Origin of the sequence: Pseudomonas sp. FW305-25 (genome assembly GCF_017351415.1) — a bacterium.
GTDB lineage: Bacteria > Pseudomonadota > Gammaproteobacteria > Pseudomonadales > Pseudomonadaceae > Aquipseudomonas > Aquipseudomonas chlororaphis.
This window is the reverse complement of sequence record NZ_JACNDE010000025.1, coordinates 18,715-37,543: the sequence shown is the minus strand read 5'-3', so window position 1 is coordinate 37,543 and position 18,829 is coordinate 18,715. Positions and strand designations below refer to the sequence as shown.

At 65.3% G+C, this 18,829-nt stretch carries 10 protein-coding genes and 1 pseudogene; 4 read left to right on the top strand and 7 right to left on the bottom strand.

Annotation, left to right across the window (positions count from 1 at the left end; genetic code table 11):
- Positions 1-32: 32 nt before the first annotated feature.
- Entirely contained in the window at positions 33-3,350 is a 3,318-nt protein-coding gene (gene treS, locus J4E58_RS21570) for a maltose alpha-D-glucosyltransferase (RefSeq protein WP_087091102.1), read from the bottom strand.
- A gap of 288 nt (positions 3,351-3,638) precedes the next feature.
- Complete coding sequence (locus J4E58_RS21565) at positions 3,639-5,639, bottom strand: alpha-1,4-glucan--maltose-1-phosphate maltosyltransferase (RefSeq protein ID WP_087091103.1); 2,001 nt, start codon at positions 5,637-5,639, stop codon at positions 3,639-3,641.
- Positions 5,640-5,885: 246 nt separating this feature from the next.
- Here J4E58_RS21565 and J4E58_RS21560 point away from each other — a divergent pair, with 246 nt between their 5' ends.
- Complete coding sequence (locus J4E58_RS21560) at positions 5,886-6,071, top strand: hypothetical protein (RefSeq protein ID WP_087091104.1); 186 nt, start codon at positions 5,886-5,888, stop codon at positions 6,069-6,071.
- Positions 6,072-6,170: 99 nt separating this feature from the next.
- Here J4E58_RS21560 and J4E58_RS21555 read toward each other — a convergent pair whose 3' ends face one another.
- Complete coding sequence (locus J4E58_RS21555) at positions 6,171-6,677, bottom strand: MgtC/SapB family protein (RefSeq protein ID WP_087091105.1); 507 nt, start codon at positions 6,675-6,677, stop codon at positions 6,171-6,173.
- 198 nt (positions 6,678-6,875) lie between these two features.
- Between J4E58_RS21555 and J4E58_RS21550 the strand changes: the two are divergent.
- The 3 genes and pseudogenes from J4E58_RS21550 (at position 6,876) to mapR (ending at position 10,271) form a co-directional block, all read left to right on the top strand.
- A pseudogene (locus tag J4E58_RS21550) lies at positions 6,876-7,108 on the top strand (DUF3203 family protein).
- 207 nt (positions 7,109-7,315) lie between these two features.
- Positions 7,316-8,728, top strand: coding sequence for a cytochrome c oxidase accessory protein CcoG (gene ccoG, locus J4E58_RS21545; protein ID WP_087091106.1), 1,413 nt, complete (start codon positions 7,316-7,318; stop codon positions 8,726-8,728).
- A gap of 133 nt (positions 8,729-8,861) precedes the next feature.
- Positions 8,862-10,271: a GntR family transcriptional regulator MpaR gene (mapR, locus tag J4E58_RS21540; protein WP_007930974.1), complete on the top strand. Its 1,410-nt coding sequence runs from the start codon at positions 8,862-8,864 to the stop codon at positions 10,269-10,271.
- 329 nt (positions 10,272-10,600) lie between these two features.
- Here mapR and J4E58_RS21535 read toward each other — a convergent pair whose 3' ends face one another.
- The 4 genes from J4E58_RS21535 to J4E58_RS21520 all read right to left on the bottom strand — a co-directional run bounded on the left by J4E58_RS21535 (position 10,601) and on the right by J4E58_RS21520 (position 18,806).
- Positions 10,601-11,347: an SDR family oxidoreductase gene (locus tag J4E58_RS21535; RefSeq protein WP_062825763.1), complete on the bottom strand. Its 747-nt coding sequence runs from the start codon at positions 11,345-11,347 to the stop codon at positions 10,601-10,603.
- 411 nt (positions 11,348-11,758) lie between these two features.
- The gene (locus tag J4E58_RS21530; RefSeq protein WP_087091107.1) at positions 11,759-13,837 is read right to left on the bottom strand and encodes a bifunctional diguanylate cyclase/phosphodiesterase; all 2,079 of its coding nucleotides are present in this window, start codon (positions 13,835-13,837) and stop codon (positions 11,759-11,761) included.
- Positions 13,838-14,223: 386 nt separating this feature from the next.
- A complete protein-coding gene (locus tag J4E58_RS21525; RefSeq protein WP_087091108.1) occupies positions 14,224-15,702 on the bottom strand; it encodes an efflux transporter outer membrane subunit in 1,479 nt (492 codons plus the stop codon).
- A complete protein-coding gene (locus J4E58_RS21520; RefSeq protein WP_087091109.1) occupies positions 15,699-18,806 on the bottom strand; it encodes an efflux RND transporter permease subunit in 3,108 nt (1,035 codons plus the stop codon). The genes J4E58_RS21525 and J4E58_RS21520 overlap by 4 nt, the downstream gene beginning before the upstream one ends.
- Positions 18,807-18,829: the final 23 nt, after the last annotated feature.

Below are 18,829 nucleotides of genomic sequence, written 5' to 3'. Positions count from 1 at the left end.
CAGCACTTTTTGTATCGGAAAAGGGTTTCACATCACTCAACCTTCATATCACTTAGCAGCACATGCAGCCCCCGCAGCGGCACCGCGAGCCAGGCCGGACGGTTTTCCGCTTCATACGCCACTTCGTAGGCTGCTTTCTCCAGGCTGAACAAGGCCAGCGCGGCGTCCTCGCCATTCTTTTCCTGCCAGGCATGAGCAAGACTAGCTGCCGCCAGCCGGTACGCCTGGACAAACGACTCGCGGGCTTCGCGCAGATAACGCTCGGTGACCCGCTGCCGGGCCGCCAGGGCGTGGGCCGACGCGTCGAGGCTCTGGCCGCCGAGGGCCAGCGCCGCAGCATAGTCGAAGGAGCGCAGCACCCCACTGACGTCCTTGTACGGACTGTGCTTGCCCCGGCGCTCGTCCAGCGGCCGGGCCGGTTCGCCCTCGAAATCGATCAGGTAGGCGTCGCCCTTGATCACCAGCACCTGGCCCAGGTGCAGGTCGCCGTGGACGCGCATGCGCAGGCCGCCGACCGCCTGTTTCGCCAGGCCCTGGATATGCGCCAGGATCGCCGTCTTGTGTTGGCTCCACGACGCCACGCGCTGTCGATCCTCAGCCGTCAGCTCAGCCTGATGCTGCTTGAGCAAGTGCAAGGCCCGTTCCAGTTGCGCGCCAATCTGCCTGGCCCAGGCCTGGGCGTCCTTGTCGGTACTCGGCCGCGCGCGGAAGGCCGGGTTGGCGGTCGGTGCCGCGAGGACCTGGTGCATTTCCCCCAGGCGCTGGCCGAGCATGCCGGCAAAGTCGCGCAACTCGCCCAGGGCGTTGTAGTGCTGGTCCTGCTCGGACATGGCGTCGGCCAGTTCGTCGCGGATCGCCCGCTCCAGGTTGTTCTGGGTCCATTCCCAGGCATCGCCCTGATTGCTCAGGTAGCCCTGGGCGATCATCAGCAGGCTGTCCTCGCCCTGCCCGTCCCGGCGAATCACCGAACCGAGCAAGGGTGAAATGTGCTGGAAGCCGGCGGCGGTCAGGTAGGCGCTCATCTCCAGTTCCGGGTGCACGCCGCTGGCCACCTTGCGGATCAGCTTGAGCACCAGGCTGGTGCCGATCACCACCGAGCTGTTGGATTGCTCGGCGGACAGGTAGCGCACTTCGGATTCCGCGCCCAGGCCGAGCCCCGCCAGCTGCTCCGTGGCCTCGAAGCGGATCTCGCCATCGCCACAGGGCAACACGGTGTGCGTCTGGATCGCCTGCAGGACATTGTGCACAAAGCTTTCCAGGGCGAAGGCGTCGGTGATCAGCCCCACCTGGCGGCCACGGCGCACCCGCGCCAGGGCCAGTTGCTGCGGCAGCGCGGCGCCGATCTGCTCTTCGCCGAGCAGGCCGAACGGCAGCTGGTAGCGCCCGCTCTGACCGCCGCCGCTGACCTCCAGCTCGCTGAGCAACACCGGATGCTGCGGATCGCCAAAGCGCACGCCATAGGCGATGTGCACCTGTTCGATGGCGCTGTCCTTGCCGGCGAACCAGCGACGCTTGGGTAGCCAGGTCGGCAGCGAACTCTGCTCCAGGGTGGTGCGCGACGGCGCTTCGAGCAATTCCTCGAGGCGTTTTTTCAGCACCAGGGTGGTGAAGTCCGGCAGGCTCTGGGCCGGCTCCACATGCCAGCTCGGCATCTGGTTTTCCGCCGCCAGGACAAACCAGTAGAAACCGTAGGGCGCCAGGGTCAGGAGGAAATTCAGCTGGCCGATCGGCGGGAAGGCATTCCCGCCGAGCATCTCCACCGGCACCATGCCGGCGAACGCCGACAGGTCCAGCTCCGCCGCCTGGGCGCTGCGCGACACATTGGCCACGCAGAGGATGATTTCGTGCTTGCCGTCGGGCCCGGTGTATTCGCGGGTATAGGCCAGGATCCGGCGGTTGCTCGGCGACAGCATCTTCAGGCTGCCGCGGCCGAAGGCCTTGGACTGTTTGCGGATCGCCAGCATGCGCCGGGTCCAGTTGAGCAGCGAATGCGGGTCGCCGGCCTGGGTCTCGACATTCACCGACTGGTAGCCGTACAGCGGGTCCATGATCGGCGGCAAGACCAGGCTCGCCGGGTCGGCCCGGGAGAAGCCGCCGTTGCGGTCGATCGACCATTGCATCGGTGTGCGCACGCCATCGCGGTCGCCCAGGTAGATGTTGTCGCCCATGCCGATCTCGTCGCCGTAATACAGGGTCGGCGTACCCGGCATCGACAGCAGCAGGCTATTGAGCAGTTCCACGCGGCGGCGGTCGCGCTCCATCAGCGGTGCCAGGCGCCGGCGAATGCCCAGGTTGATCCGCGCGCGGCGGTCGGCAGCGTAGTAGTTCCACAGGTAATCGCGCTCGCGGTCGGTGACCATCTCCAGGGTCAGCTCATCGTGGTTGCGCAGGAAGATCGCCCATTGGCAGTTGGCGGGAATCTCCGGGGTCTGGCGCAGGATGTCGGTGATCGGGAAGCGGTCCTCCTGGGCCAGCGCCATGTACATGCGCGGCATCAATGGGAAGTGGAAGGCCATGTGGCATTCGTCGCCGTCGTCGCCTTTCACATCGCCAAAATATAATTGGGTGTCTTCCGGCCACTGGTTGGCTTCGGCCAGCAGCATGCGGTCCGGGTAGTTGGCGTCGATCTCGGCGCGGATCTGCTTGAGCACGTCGTGGGTCTCGGGCAGGTTCTCGTTGTTAGTGCCGTCGCGTTCGATCAGGTAAGGAATAGCGTCCAGGCGCAGGCCGTCGATGCCCATGTCCAGCCAGTAGCGCATCACCGACAGGACCGCCTTCATCACCTGCGGGTTGTCGAAGTTGAGGTCTGGCTGGTGGGAATAGAAGCGGTGCCAGAAGTACTGGCCGGCCACCGGGTCCCAGGTCCAGTTGGATTTCTCGGTGTCGAGAAAGATGATCCGCGTGCCGTCGTACTTCTGATCGTCATCGGACCACACATAAAAGTCCCGCGCCTTGGAGCCGGCCTTGGCCTTGCGCGCCCGCTGGAACCAGGGGTGCTGGTCCGAGGTGTGGTTGATGACCAGCTCGGTGATCACCCGCAGCCCGCGCTTGTGGGCCTCGGCGATAAAGCGCCGGGCGTCGGCCAGGGTCCCGTAGTCGGGACTGACGCCGCGGTATTCGGCGATGTCGTAGCCGTCGTCGCGGCGCGGCGAGGGGTAGAACGGCAGCAGCCAGATGGTGTTCACCCCCAGGTCGGCGATGTAGTCGAGCTTGGCGATCAACCCGGGAAAGTCGCCGATCCCGTCGTTGTTGGAGTCGAAATAGGATTTGACGTGAACCTGATAGATCACCGCGTCCTTGTACCAGAGCGGGTCCTTGATGAAGGTGGCTGACCTGGGTTTCTTCGCCATGGGTAACTCCTGAACATTCATGGGTCCGTGCCGCGCAGATATAGCGCTGCACCTGTAGCCGCTGCCGAGCCCGCGAGGCTGCGACAAGGTCCGCAGGACCTTCAAGGCCCTCAAGAGCGCGTCCCGTTCCGGGCCGATCGCAGCCTGCGGCAGCGGCTACACCGATCGCGCCTGTAGCCGCTGCCGAGCCTGCGAGGCTGCGATAAGGTCCGCAGGACCTTCGACAGCCTCAAGAGCGCGTCCCGTTCCGGGCCGATCGCAGCCTGCGGCAGCGGCTACCGGTGTGAATCAGGCAACGCTGATGCGCCAGATGCCGAACGGTTGCTGCCAGGGTTCGATCCGCATGAACTGGGTCTTGCCGTACCAGGTCCAGCGATGGCCGTTCATCAGGTCCTCGCCCTGGGTCTGCGCATCGTCGGGCAGGCCCAGTTCCCACAGCGGCAATTCGAAATGCGCTTCCTGAGCGTTGAACGGGTCGAGGCTGACCGCCACCAGGATGAAGTTGCTGAGGTCGGCGGTGCGCTTGCCGAAATACAGGATGTTGTCGTTCCAGGCGTTGTAGACCTGCAAGCCCAGGTGCGTCTGCAGCGCCGGGTTCTGTCGGCGGATGCGGTTGAGCTGGGCGATCTCGGCAATGATGTTGCCGGGGGCGCTGAAGTCCCGGGGGCGGATCTCGTATTTCTCCGAGTCCAGGTATTCCTCGCGCCCCGGAACCGGCGCCGCCTCGCACAGCTCGAACCCCGAATACATGCCCCACAGGCCCGAGCCCATGGTGGCCAGCGCGGCGCGGATGAGAAACCCCGGGCGCCCCGAGTCATGGAGAAAGAACGGGTTGATGTCCGGCGTATTGACGAAGAAGTTCGGCCGGTAGCATTCGCGCCACGGCGACTGATTGAGTTCGGTGAAGTAAGTCGCCAGTTCGCTCTTGGTGTTGCGCCAGGTGAAATAGGTGTAGCTCTGGGAATAACCGACCTTGCCCAGGCGCGCCATCATCGCCGGCGTGGTGAAGGCCTCGGCGAGAAAGATCACCTCCGGGTAGCGCGCCCGCACATCGGCGATCAGCCACTGCCAGAACGGCAGTGGCTTGGTATGGGGGTTGTCCACGCGAAAGATCTTCACCCCCTCCTCGACCCAGCCAACCACGATGTCGCGCAGCTCCAGCCACAGGCTGGGGATGGCCTCGATGGCATAGAAGTCGACGTTGACGATGTCCTGGTATTTCTTCGGCGGGTTCTCGGCGTATTTGATGCTGCCGTCCGGGCGCCAGTTGAACCAGCCCGGATGCTGCTTGAGCCAGGGATGATCCTGGGAACACTGGATGGCGAAATCCAGGGCAATCTCCAGGCCGTGCTCGGCGGCGGCCGCCACCAGGCGGCGGAAATCCTCGCGGCTGCCGAGCTGCGGATGGATCGCCTCGTGGCCGCCCTCTTCGCTGCCGATCGCATAGGGGCTGCCCGGCTCGTCCGGGCCGGCGGTCAGCGAGTTGTTGCGGCCCTTGCGAAAGCTGCGGCCGATGGGATGGATCGGCGGGAAGTACAGCACGTCGAAACCCATGTCATGGATCATCGCCAGGCGCGAGTGCACATCATTGAAAGTGCCGTGACGGGCCGGGTCATCGGTGATCGAGCGGGGAAACAGCTCGTACCAGCTGGCGAACTGCGCGCGTTCGCGCTCCACGTCCAGCGGGTATTGCGGGCTCAGGCTCAGGTAGGGACGGTAGTCGGACTCGGCCATCAGCCGTGCACTGCGTTCGTGCAGGAACAGCGCCACCTGCTCGGCTTCGAGCAGCGTCGCCAGCTCATGGTGCAGCGCCAGCAACTGCTCGCGCAGCGGCCCTTCGCTGCGCTCGGCGGCGTGCAGCACATGGCTGCGGCCCTCCTGCAATTCGAGGCTGACCGCGATGCCGGCCTGGTGTTTCTTCTGCAGGTCGTAGCAAAAGCTGGCGAACTGATCGATCCAGGCCTCGATGCAATACAGGTAGCGGCCCTGGCTGGGCACTGTGAACTGGCCTTCCCAGCCGTTGTTGCCGAGGTCTTCCATGGTTTCGCTGTGCCAGTGGCTGTCGGCTTCGGCGCACCAGCGGATGCGCACGGCCAGTTTGTCGTGGCCGTCGGCGAACACCTTGCTGCTGACCCGCACCACCTGCCCTGCCACCGCCTTGACCGCGAACTGGCCACCGTCGATCAGCGGCCGGGTGTTCTCGATGACGATACGCGGCAGCAGCAAGGCCTGCGACAGGGGCAGGTTCGGGTTGTATTGCAGTTCAGTCGGTCTTTTTTCGGCAGTCATCGAGCATCACCCCTTACGCCCCATGGACGCTCTGTTGCTGGTCTATTCCGGCGCGGCGCCCTCCCTTGGGAACGGCCCCAGGGTCGGCAATGGCCCGCGCGGATCAGCGAAGCACTTAGGTTCCGAGACACCAGGGCCAGGAAAGTTCACCCGGATTTGCCTCCCTTCGCACCGGGAATCAAATCACCGAGCCGAGGGTCCACCTTGGGAGACTGTGCAAAACCAAGCACAAAGGAGGCCATGCCGATGAGTATCCCGATCCCGGCGGAAACGCCCGACCCGAACATCGACCACCCGACGTTGCCGCCAACCGAGCCGCAACCGGTGCCCGAGGAAGATCCACCCGAAACTACCCCACCGCCCAAGGAGGAGCCGCCGAGCGATCCGGCACCGGTCATCGCCTGCGGTCACAGCATTACGCCCAAACCATGACAAGCGTAGACAATCGGTTGCCCGTCGCTGCCGTCGCCAACCGGCAGCGGGCATCCCTTCGTTGCTGGCGGCGAGTGTGCCCGCGACGCTTCAGGGCGTTTATCCGGGCGGTTCATCGTCGCCTTCCAGCTTGCGCACTATCCAGGGCATCACGCTGAAGACCGCCAGCGCCAGCAGGGTACTGAACACCGCCGTGGCTTCGCGGCCGACGCCCGCCGAGACGCCGATCGCCGCGGTCATCCACAGCCCGGCCGCGGTGGTCAGGCCCTTGACGTGCCCTTCCTCGTCCTGCTTGCCCTTGAGAATGGTGCCCGCGCCGAGAAAACCGATACCGGCGATCACCCCCTGCACCACCCGGCTCATGGCATCGACCTGGGCGCCGGACATCTGCGGCACCAGCACGAACAGCGCCGCCCCCAGCGCCACCAGCATATGGGTGCGCACCCCGGCGGCCTTGCCCTTGTGCTCGCGTTCGAAACCGAGAATGCCGCCCAGCAGCGCGGCGATCAGCAGGCGTACGGTGATCTGGGTGAGTTGCCGGGCATCGCCGATGTCGGCGAACTCCGCTTGCAGGGTGACCCATACTTCATGCCACCAGGCGTTCATGCGCAGGTCCTTTCCGTTCGGGTTCTCAGGTTCTTGTTGGCTGGCGGGCGGACAACGAGGCAGCCCTCCTTAATGAAAGGACAGCGACGCCGGGCAAAAGGTGCGATCCGCCAGCGGGCGACCATTGATCGATCGGGCAGAACCCCGGACGGCAGCCGGGCCCTGAAAACCGTACCCACCGCACAACAGGATTCGACCATGAGCCTGCGCATCGAAAACCGGATCTGCCATTTCGACACCGAAGACCTTCACGCCCGCCTGCCAGCCAGCGCCGTGACCGTGATCACCGACGCGGCCAGGCGATGTCGGCGGTCGACCTCGAAGGCCGGCGCATCTACATCACCGAAGCGGAAGCCGACGCATTGACCGTAGCAGGCGCCACCGACGGCCGGCGTCATCTGCGCGCCAGCGACAGTGATTCGGTGATTTGACTGATCTGCATCACGGCACCCGGTGCAGGCCTGTGCCAGACGCCGACGGCGCCCGATAGCAGGCGTCTGGCCGGGTATGGCAAGTTGTCGCAGGGCGGCGCCTGACGGGCATCTGATCTGCTTTTTATTGCGATACCTGAGTCTGTTATGCAAACAGATCGCTGGGCATAGTTCGTCTGCCTGATGGAGGCTGATGAGCGAACGACCATGAGCGAAAGAATCCCCGTCCGATTAGTAGAAACATTCGAGCCTGCGCGCCCAAAGACGAAGGCCAAATCCAGCGACAACCTGATCCACACCCGCAGTTTCACCGGCCTGTTCCGCACCCTGCGCATGAGCGGCGCGGGCTTCCTGTTCCTGCTGTTCTTCGGCACCGTTTGGTTGAACTGGGGCGGCCGCCAGGCGGTGCTCTGGGACTTGGCGGAAAGCAAGTTCCACATCTTCGGCGCCACCTTCTGGCCGCAGGATTTCATCCTGCTCTCGGCATTGCTGATCATCTGCGCCTTCGGCCTGTTCGCCATCACCGTGTTCGCCGGCCGCGTCTGGTGTGGCTATACCTGCCCGCAGAGTTCCTGGACCTGGCTGTTCATGTGGTGCGAGAAGATCACCGAGGGTGAACGCAACCAGCGCATCAAGCTCGCGGCCGCGCCCTGGAACCTGAACAAGCTGATCCGCCGTTCGGCCAAGCACACCCTGTGGCTGGCCATCAGCCTGCTCACCGGCCTGACCTTCGTCGGTTACTTCACGCCGATCCGGCCGCTGGCCGAGGAGTTGCTGACCCTGCAGATCGGCGGCGTCAGCCTGTTCTGGGTGCTGTTCTTCACCGGCGCCACTTACCTGAACGCCGGCTGGCTGCGCGAGGCGGTGTGCATGCACATGTGCCCGTATGCGCGGTTCCAGAGCGTGATGTTCGACAAGGACACCCTGACCATCTCCTACGACCCGGCCCGCGGCGAAATCCGCGGCCCGCGCAAGCGTGGCGTGAAACCCACCGATATCGGCCTCGGCGACTGCATTGACTGCCAGCTGTGCGTGCAGGTCTGCCCGACCGGCATCGACATCCGCGACGGCCTGCAGATGGAATGCATCGGCTGCGCCGCCTGCATCGATGCCTGCGATTCGATCATGGACAAGATGGGCTATGCCCGGGGCCTGATCAGCTACACCTCGGAGCACCAGTTGCAGGGAGGCAAGACCCATCTGCTGCGCCCACGCCTGATCGGCTACAGCGCGGTGCTGCTGGTGATGATCGGCGCCCTGGCCCTGGCGCTGGTGGAGCGGCCGATGGTGTCGCTGGACGTCAGCAAGGACCGTGGCCTGTTCCGCGAAAACAGCCTGGGCCAGATCGAGAACATCTACAGCCTGAAGATCATCAACAAGACCCAGCAACGCCAGGATTACCGCCTGCAACTGGTGGACGGCGACGGCTTCCAGCTGCAAGGCAAGACCGAAGTCAGCCTGGCCGCGGGCGAGATCGTCGACCTGCCAGTGTCGGTGGCGATGATCGCCGAGCAGCCGCAGAGCAGTTCCCAGGAACTCAGTTTCAAGGTGGTCGACGCCGACCAGCCGCAGATCTACAGCGTGGCCAAGAGCCGGTTTGTTGCGCCCTTGAACCGTTGATCCCTTAGACTGGGCGCCGCTTTGCGGCTATCGCGAGCAAGCTCGCTCCTACAGGTGCGCATTGGTCCTTGTAGGAGCGAGCTTGCTCGCGATAAATCGCTCAGCCACCGCAGCCTCCAACCCGAGCCGCCCCATGAAACGCTACGAAAAATTCGCCGACGACATCGCAGAACTGATCCGCTCCGGGGTGCTCGGCCCCGGCCAGCGCGTACCTTCGGTACGTTATGCCAGCCAGACCTATGGGGTCAGTCCGTCCACGGTGTTCCAGGCCTATTACCTGCTGGAACGCCGCGGCCTGATCCGCGCCCGGCCGCGCTCCGGCTACTTCGTCAACACCCATGCGCCGAGCCCGTTCTCGGAGCCGGTGATCAGCAGCCAGGTCAACGAGTCCACCGAAGTCGATGTCAGCGAACTGGTGTTCTCGGTGCTGGACTCGATCAAGGACCCGACCACCGTGCCGTTCGGCTCGGCCTTTCCCAGCCCGACCCTGTTCCCGCTGCAGCGCCTGTCGCGCTCCCTGGCCAGCGCCAGCCGCGAGATGGACCCACGGGTGGTGGTCACCGACATGTCGCCGGGCAACCCGCAGCTGCGCCGGCAGATCGCCCTGCGCTACATGGTCGGCGGGCTGATGCTGCCCATGGAAGAACTGCTGATCACCAACGGCGCCCTGGAAGCCCTGAACCTGTGCCTGCAGGCGGTGACCGAACCTGGCGACCTGGTGGCCATCGAGGCACCGGCCTTCTACGCCAGCCTGCAAGTGCTGGAGCGCCTGAAACTCAAGGCGGTGGAAATCCCCGTGCACCCGCGGGACGGCATCGATCTCGGAGTGCTGGCGCAGACCCTGGAGCGGCACCCGATCAAGGCCTGCTGGTGCATGACCAGCTTCCAGAACCCCATGGGCGCGACCATGCCCGAGGCGAAGAAGCAGGAACTGGTGGCGTTGCTGCGTAGCCATCAGGTGCCGCTGATCGAGGACGACGTCTACGCCGAGTTGTATTACGGCCAGCAGGCACCGAAACCGGCCAAGGCCTTCGACACCGAGGGCCTGGTGATGCATTGTGGCTCGTTCGCCAAGAGCCTGGCCCCGGGTTATCGCATCGGCTGGGTCGCCGCCGGGCGTTACGCGCAGAAGATCGAACGGCTGAAACTGATGACCTCGCTGTGCGCCTCGATGCCGGCCCAGGCGGCCATCGCCGACTACCTGCAACACGGCGGCTACGACCGTCACCTGCGCAAACTGCGCTATGCCCTGGAAGAACAGCAGAGCGCCATGCTCGCCGCCATCGCCCGCTACTTCCCGGCGCAGACCCGGGTCAGCCAGCCGGCCGGCGGCTACTTCCTGTGGCTGGAGCTGCCGGCGCAGATGGATTCGTTGAAGCTGTTCCAGATGGCCCTGGCCCAGGGCATCAGCATCGCCCCGGGACCGATCTTCTCGCCGACCCAGCGCTTTCGAAACTGCATCCGCCTCAACTACGGCAGCCCGTGGAACGAAGCGGCGGAACAGGCCATGGAAACCCTGGGCAGGATCGTGCGGTCGTTCTGAAGCCGGGCCAGCGCCCCACGTAAACGTGGAACCTGTAGCCGCTGCCGAGCCTGCGAGGCTGCGACAAGGTCCGCAGGACCTTCGACGGCCTCAAGAGCACGTCCCGTTCCGGGCCGATCGCAGCCTGCGGCAGCGGCTACACCGATCGCGCTCCCCTGTAGTCGCTGCCCAGCCTGCGAGGCTGCGATCGGTTTGGGCGGCACTCCGACGTAGCGACCGCAAATCCTGAACTTGCGATTTGTCTGGATAGGTGCGCCGTCCGGCCTTGCGACTGCTGCGCAGTCGATCGCAGCCTCGCGGGCTCGGCAGCGGCTACACGCGTGAGGCTCTCAGCGGCCGCCGCCCAGGTCGATAAAGGTCCCGGTGGAATACGAGGCCTTGTCCGACAGCAGCCAGATGATCGCCTCCGCCACTTCGTCCGGGCGGCCGCCGCGGCCCATGGGGATGGCGGATTCCAGCTTGCTGACGCGGTCGGCGTCGCCGCTCAGGGCATGGAAGTCGGTGTAGATGTAGCCCGGGCGCACGCCGTTGACGCGGATGCCTTCGCCGGCGACTTCCTTGGACAGGCCGATGGTGAAGGTGTCCAGCGCCCCCTTGGAGGCGGCGTAGTCGATGTACTCGCCGGGCGCGCCCAGGCGGGCGGCGACCGAGGACACATTGACGATGCTGCCGCCCTGCCCGCCATGCCTTGGCGACATGCGCAGCACCGCGTGCTTGGCGCAGAGGATCGGCCCGAGCACGTTGGTCTTGATGGTCTTGAGAATGCGGAATTCGGACATTTCGTCGAGCCGCGACTTCTGCCCGACGGTCCCCGCGTTGTTCACCAGCGCGGTGACCCGCCCCAGCTCGGCATCGACCCGCTGGTAGAGGGCGATCACTTCGTCCTCGATGCTGACATCGGCCCGCACGGCAATCGCCTGGGCGCCCAGGCCGCGTACCTGCTCCAGCACCTGGAAGGCCGCCTGTTCGTCGGCCTGGTAGTTGATGCAGATGCGATAGCCCTGTTGCGCGGCCAGCAGCGCGGTGGCCGCGCCAATACCGCGACCGCCACCGGTGATGAGGATGACTTTGTCCATGCTGCCAACTCCCTCGCTGATCTTTGAACGCCAGCAATTAAACACCCTGCGGCGAGCGTTGCAAACCTTCTCGGGGCCGTCATCCACCCCGTGGCTGATCGCCGGTCGGCGTGTCTATCCAGGCAGATCGCGGGCTTGGGGTTTGCGCTCGCTGCGTCGGAATGCCGCCCAGACCGGACGCAGCCTCGCAGGCTCGGCAGCGGCTACAGGAGTCGGCTAAAACGCGATCGATGTAGCCGCTGCCGCAGGCTGCGATCGGCCGGCACGGCCGTGATGTTACTGCGGTAGCACGGTCTTGGGATTTTCTACCGTCTGGTCCATCGTCATCGCGGGCAAGCCTCGCTCCTACAGACGCGCTGTAGCCGCTGCCGAAGGCTGCGAACCTGCGAAGCAGACAGGCGTTCGACGCACTCAGAGCGCCAGCTGTTCGGCCTGATGGATGTTCTGCATGAACCGTGCGGCCGGCAGCGGATGGCCGAGGAAATAACCTTGCAGCGAATCGCAGCCCAACTGGGTCAGGAAGGTCTGCTGCACATCGGTTTCCACGCCCTCGGCGACGATCCGCAAGCCCAGGGCCCGGCCCAGGGCGACGATGGCCGAGACGATCGCCGCGTCGTCGCTGTCGTGCTCCAGGTCGCGGACGAAGCCGCGGTCGATCTTCAACTCGTTGGCCGGCAGGCGCTTGAGGTACATCAGGCTCGAATAACCGGTACCGAAGTCGTCGATGGACAGGTCCACGCCCATCTCCGCCAGTTGCTTGAGCACAGTCATGCTGGCATCAGCATCGCTCATGGCCGTGGTCTCGGTGATCTCCAGAGTCAGGCTGTTGGCCGGCAAGCGGTGCAGGCTCAGCGCCTTGGCCACGCTGTCGACCAGCCCGGCATGGCAGAACTGCAACGCGGAGATATTCACTGCGATCCGCCAGCCTTCATAACCTTCGCTGTACCACTCGCGCATCTGCCGGCAGGCCTCGTTGAGCACCCACTCGCCGATGGGGATGATCAGCCCGGTCTTTTCCGCAAGGTCGATGAACTTGTCCGGCAGCAGCAGCCCCAGTTGCGGGTGCTCCCAGCGCAGCAAGGCTTCGGCGCCCACCGGCAAGCCGTTGGTGGCATCGAACTTGGGCTGGTAATAGAGCCGGAACTCGCCGTGCTCGACGGCATGGCGCAGGTCCTGCAGCAATTGCAGTTGCCGGCGCGCGTCGCTGTTCATCGAGGCGTCGAAGAAGCTGTAGCCGTTCTTGCCGGTGCCCTTGGCGTGATACATCGCCGCATCGGCGTTCATCAGCAGTTCCTGGGGCGTCAGGCCGTTGCCCGGGTACACCGCGATACCGACGCTGGCGGAGATCTGCAACTCGTGTTCGGCGACCCGGAACGCCTGGCCGATCAGGCCCACCTGGCGCGCGGCCAGGCGCAAGGCATCCTCCGCCTCGTTCAGTTGCACCAGCAGCACGAACTCGTCGCCGCCGATCCGCGCCAGGGTGTCCTGGCTGCGCAGGTCTTCGCGCAGGCGCACCGCCACCTCGCGCAGCAACTGGTCGCCCATGTGATGGCCAAAGGCGTCGTTGACCGGCTTGAAGCCGTCCAGGTCGATGAACATCAGCGCGAAACAACCGCCCTGCTCCGTCACCCGCTGCATCGCCTGGTCGATACGGTCGGCCAGCAGCGTGCGGTTCGGCAGGCCGGTCAGGGTGTCGTGCAGCGCCAGTTGGGTCAGCTCGCGGTTGGCCACGGTCAGCGACTCGGCGAGCACCGCGGTGCGCGCTTCCAGGCGCGCGTCGAGTACCGAGGTCAGCAAGGCAATGACCAGCACCGCCAGGGTGGTGATCAGCACCAGGTTGTCCAGGCCCTTGCCGCTCAGGCCGTCCACCGCCGCGCCACAGAAACTGCCGTCGGCGAAGCGCGCCGCGGCCATGCCGGTGTAGTGCATGCCGACAATGGCGATGCCCATCACCACCGCGGCCCCACAACGGGCCAGGCGTACATAAGGGGTATTACGGCGCAGGTGAAAGGCGATCCACAGCGCCGCGGCCGAGGCGCCGACGGCAATCAGCAGCGAGGCGCCGAACAGGCTCGGATCGTAGTCGATGCCCGGCTGCATGCGCATCGCCGCCATGCCGGTGTAATGCATGGCGCTGATCCCGGCGCCCATGATCAGCGCGCCGAAGGCCAGCTGCCAGAGCGGCAGACTCTGCTGGCTCACCAGCCACAGGGCGAAACCGCAGGACAGCACGGAAATCAGCAGCGACAGCGCGGTGATGCCAGTGTCGTAGCCCAGGTCGATGGGCAGGCTGAAGGCGAGCATGCCGATAAAGTGCATCGACCACACCCCGATGCCCATGGCCAGGGCGCCGCCGGCCATCCACAGCAACGCCGCCCGACCACGCGTGGTGGCGATGCGACCGGTCAGGTCGAGCGCGGTGTAAGAGGCGAGAATCGCCACAAACAGGGAAATCAGAACCAGGGCGGGAGAGTAGGTACCGGTGAGCATGAACGTCTCGTGGCGTTAGCCGGAAGCGTCCATGCCCGGCGGTAAAAAGGCGCAATTGTACTGCTTGCGTATAGAAACACATTCACAAAGTAAGCAAAAAGCCATCAGTCGGACGAAAGTAGCCGGTTGATAAAACAAACCGGTTACAGCGACTCGACCGCTGGCAACGGTGACACAACGCCAGGGACGCCGCTATCGATGTAGCCGCTGGCGCAGCCTGCGATCGAGCGCGTAGCGGTCGTGAAACCAGGCAACGCGCTTCTCCAGGCAGGCCGTGGTTTCAGGAGCTGCGGTCGCTGCGCTACCGTTCGCAGCCTCGCGGGCTCGGCAGCGGCTACAGGCTGTCCGTAGCCTGCGAAAAACAGGCGGATCGCGGATTCAGCCTGTTACTCCTTGCTGGCCTGCAGCTGGCCGTCCCAGCCGCCGCCGAGGGCGGCGATCAGTTGCACGCTGGTGACCAGCCGGCTTTGCAGCAGGGTCAGCACGCTGCGTTCGTTGCTCAACGCCGTGGCCTGCACCACCACCACGTCCAGGTAGGCGATCACCCCGGCCTTGTACTGGTTCTCGGTCAGGCGCAACGACTCGCGCGCCGAATCCAGGGCCTGCTGGCGCACCGCGGCCTCGTCTTCCAGGACCTTGAGCTGCACCAGGTAGTTCTCCACCTCGCGAAAGCCGTCGAGCACGGTCTGGCGGTACTTGGCCACGGTCTGGTCGTAGGCCGCCTCGGTGCGGTCGACTTCCGCCGAACGCTGGCCGCCGTCGAACAGGGTCATGGCCAGTTTCGGCCCCACCGACCAGAAGCGGTTCGGCAGGCTGATCCAGTCGGCGTAGGTACTGCTGCTGTAGCCGCCCGCCAGGCTCAGGGTCAGGTCCGGGTAATAGGCGGCCTTGGCCACGCCGATATTGGCGTTGGCGGCGATCACCGAACGCTCGGCCGAGGCGATGTCCGGGCGCCGCTCCAGCAACTGCGACGGCAGGCTCAGCGGCACCTGGGGCAAGGCCGGGATGTCCTGGGTCTCGGCCAGGCTGAACTCGGCCGGCGGCAGGCCGATAAGCACCGCGATGGCGTTTTCCAGCTGGGCGCGCTGCCAGATCAGGTCGATCAGGTCGGCCTGGGTGGTTTTCAGCTGGGTTTGCGCCTGGGCCACCGCGTCCTTGCCGGACACCCCGGCGCGGTACTGGTTCTCGGTCATGGTCAGCGAGCGCTGGTAGGCCGCCACCGTGGCTTCGAGCAGGCGCTTCTGCTGGTCGATGACCCGCAGTTGCAGGTAGTTCTGCACCAGCTCCGACTGCTGGCTCAGGCGCATCGCCGCGAGGTCGGCGAAGCTGGCCTCGGCGCTGGCTTCGTTGGCTTCCAGGCCGCGGCGCAGCTTGCCCCAGACATCCGCTTCCCAGCTCACCCCGAGCTGGGTGTTGTAGGTGTCGCGAATGCCGCTGGAGGAACTGCTCAGGGCCGAACTGCTGCTGCCGGTGCCCTGGCTGGCGCGAGTTTTGCCGGCGCTCAGGTCCACCGTGGGGAACAGCGAGCCACGGGCGCTGCGCGCCAGGGCCTGGGCCTGGCGGTACTGGGCCTCGGACTGCGCCACGCTCTGGTTGGCGCTGTTGAGCTTGTCGATCAGGCCGTTGAGCTGGCGGTCGCCGTACAGCTCCCACCAGGCGCCGCGGGCCAGGGAATCGCTGGGGCTGGCCTGGCGCCAGCCCGCCGCTTCCTTGTATTGCGCCGGCTCGGCGACTTGCGGGCGCTGATAGTCCGGGCCAATGGCGCAGGCGCTGAGCAGCGCCAGGCTCAAGCTCAGGCTCAACAGCCGCGAACCGCGGGCCAGGGCCAGGCGCTGAGGAAGGTTGCGTGGCGAACAGTCAGTCATAGCGGCGTTTCCAGAGCGGCATCGGTACGGACCCCACGCCAGTGGTTGAACTTATGGCGCAGGCGATCGAGATAGAGGTAGACCACCGGGGTGGTGTAGAGGGTCAGGACCTGGCTGAAGACCAGGCCGCCGATAATGGTCAGGCCCAGGGGCTGGCGCATTTCCGCGCCTTCGGCGCTGCCGAGCAGCAACGGCAAGGCACCGAGGATCGCCGCCAGGGTGGTCATCAGGATCGGCCGCAGGCGCAGCAGGCAGGCGCTGCGGATCGACTCCAGCGGGCCCAGGCCCTGGTGACGCTCCAGCTGCAACGCCAGGTCGATCATCAGGATGGCGTTTTTCTTCACCACGCCGATCAGCAGGAACAGCCCCAGCAGCGAGATCAGGCTGAACTCGCCGCCCAGCACGTAGATCGACAGCAACGCGCCGACCCCGGCCGACGGCAGCGTGGAGAGAATGGTCAGCGGGTGAATATAGCTTTCATAGAGCACGCCCAGCACCAGGTACACCGCCAGCAGCGCGCCGAGGATCATGAACGGCTGGCTCTTCTGGGTCGCGGCGAAGGCGTCGGCGGTGCCGGCCATCTTGACGATCACGTCTTCGGGCATGCCGACCTTGGCGATCGCCCGTTCGATGGCCGCCGTGCCCTGCTCCACCGTCACCCCTTCGGCCATGTCGAAGGAAATGCTTTCCGAGGCGAACTGGCCTTCGTGGCTGACCCGGTCGTCTTCCAGGCTGTTTTCGTAGTGGGCGATGGTCGACAGCGGCACCCGCGCGCCATCGGCGGTGATCACCTGCACCTGGTTGAGGGTGACCGGGTCCTGGGCGTATTTCGGGTTGACCTCCATCACCACCTGATACTGGTTGAGGCTGTCGTAGATGGTGGAAATCTGCCGCTGGCTGTAGGCGTTGTTGAGCACCGCGGTGACCATGTTCATGTCGATCCCCAGGCGCTTGGCCTGGTCGCGGTCGACCACCAGGGTCACCTGCTGGGCGCCCCGCCCTTCGCGGGCGTCGATGGCGGTGAGTTCCGGCAAGGCACGCAGCGCGATGACCACTTTCGGGTACCACTCGCGCAACATCCCCAGGTCGCCGCTCTGGATGATGTAGGAATACTGCGAGGTGGTCTGCTCGCGGCCGCCGCCGAACTGCAGGTCCTGGTCGGCCATCAGCATCAGCTGGGCGCCGGGCACCTTGGGCATTTCCTTGCGCAGACGCTCGATGACCTTCTGCGCGGACATGTTGCGTTCCTTGATCGGCTTGAGGCGCACCAGCATGAAGGCGTTGTTGGTGCCGTTATTGCCACCGATGAAACCGGCCACGCTCTCCACCGCCGGGTCCTTGAGCACTTCGCGGCGGAAGATCTCCATCTTCGGCTGCATCACGGTGAACGACAGGCCGTCGTCGCCACGCACGAAACCGATCAACTGGCCGGTGTCCTGCTGCGGCATGAAGGTCTTGGGCACCACCACGTACAGCGCGATGTTGACGCCGATGGTCACGAACAGGCTGAGCAGGGTCAGGCGCTTGTGGCACAGCACCCAGTCCAGGCTGCTGGCGTATCTGGCCACCATCCAGTCGTTGGCGTGCTGGCTCCAGCGCTGCAGGCCGTTCTCCCGGCCCGGCACATGGGGCTTGAGCCAGCGGGCGCAGAGCATCGGGGTCAGGGTCAGGGACACCACCAGGGACACGACTATGGCCGCCGCCAGGGTGATGGAAAATTCGCGGAACAGGCTTTGAATGATCCCGCCCATGAACAGGATCGACAGAAACACCGCCACCAGCGAGACGTTCATCGACAACAGGGTGAAGCCGACTTCCTTGGCTCCCAGGTAGGCCGCCTTGATCGGCGCGATGCCTTCGTCGATGTGCCGGGAAATGTTCTCCAGCACCACGATGGCGTCGTCCACCACCAGCCCGGTGGCGAGAATCAGCGCCATCAGCGACAGGTTGTTCAGGGAAAAACCGTACAGGTACATCACCGCGAAGGTGCCCACCAGCGACACCGGCACCGCCAGGGTCGGGATCAGCGAGGCGCGCAGATTGCCGAGGAACAGGTAGACCACCAGTATCACCAGGGCCACGGCGATCAGCAGGGTCATCTCGGCCTCATGCAGGGTGGCCTTGATCACCGGCGAACGGTCCATCGCCAGGTTGAGCTTGACGCTGGCCGGCAGCACCGCCTGCAACGCCGGCAGTTGCGCCTTGATCTCGTTAACCGTCTCGATGATGTTGGCCCCGGCCTGTCGGTTGATCACCAGCAGCACCGCCGCGTCATCGTTGAAGAAGCCGCTGTTGTAGCGGTCCTCGACGCCGTCGCTGACCTTGGCCACGTCTTTCAGGCGCAGGGCCGCGCCGTCCTTGTAGTGAATGATCAGCGGCTCGTAGTCCTTGGCCTTCTCCAGCTGATCGTTGGCCTGTACCTGCCACATCTGCTCGCTGTTCTCCACCGAGCCCTTGGGCCGGCGCACGTTGGCCTCGGCGATGGTCTTGCGCACATCGTCGAGGGCCACGCCGTACTGGTTGAGCAACTGCGGCTCGAGCTCGATGCGCACCGCCGGCAGCGAACTGCCGCCGATCTGCACCTCGCCGACCCCGGACACCTGGGACAGGCTCTGGGACAGGATGGTCGAGGCCAGGTCGTAGAGCTGGCCCTTTTCCAGCACGTCGGAGGTCAGCGACAGCACCATGATCGGCGCCTGGGACGGGTTGACCTTCTTGTAGGTAGGCATGCTGCGCATGCCGCTGGGCAGCAGGTTGCGCGAAGCGTTGATCGCCGCCTGCACTTCCCGCGCCGCGCCGTTGATGTCGCGGTCCAGGTCGAATTGCAGGATGACCCGGGTCGAACCCTGGCTGGAACGGCTGCTCATGGTGTTGACCCCGGCGATCGCGCCGAAGGAACGCTCCAGGGGCGTGGCCACGGTGGACGCCATCACCTCGGGGCTGGCCCCCGGCAGGCTGGCCTGGACCACGATCACCGGGAAGTCCATCTGCGGCAGCGGCGACACCGGCAGCAGGCCGAAGCTGACACCGCCCAATAACATAATCGCCAGGCTCAAGAGCATCGTCGCCACGGGGCGCTTGATAAAAGGTCCGGACAGGTTCATGGGCGGCAGCTCCAAGCTGCAAG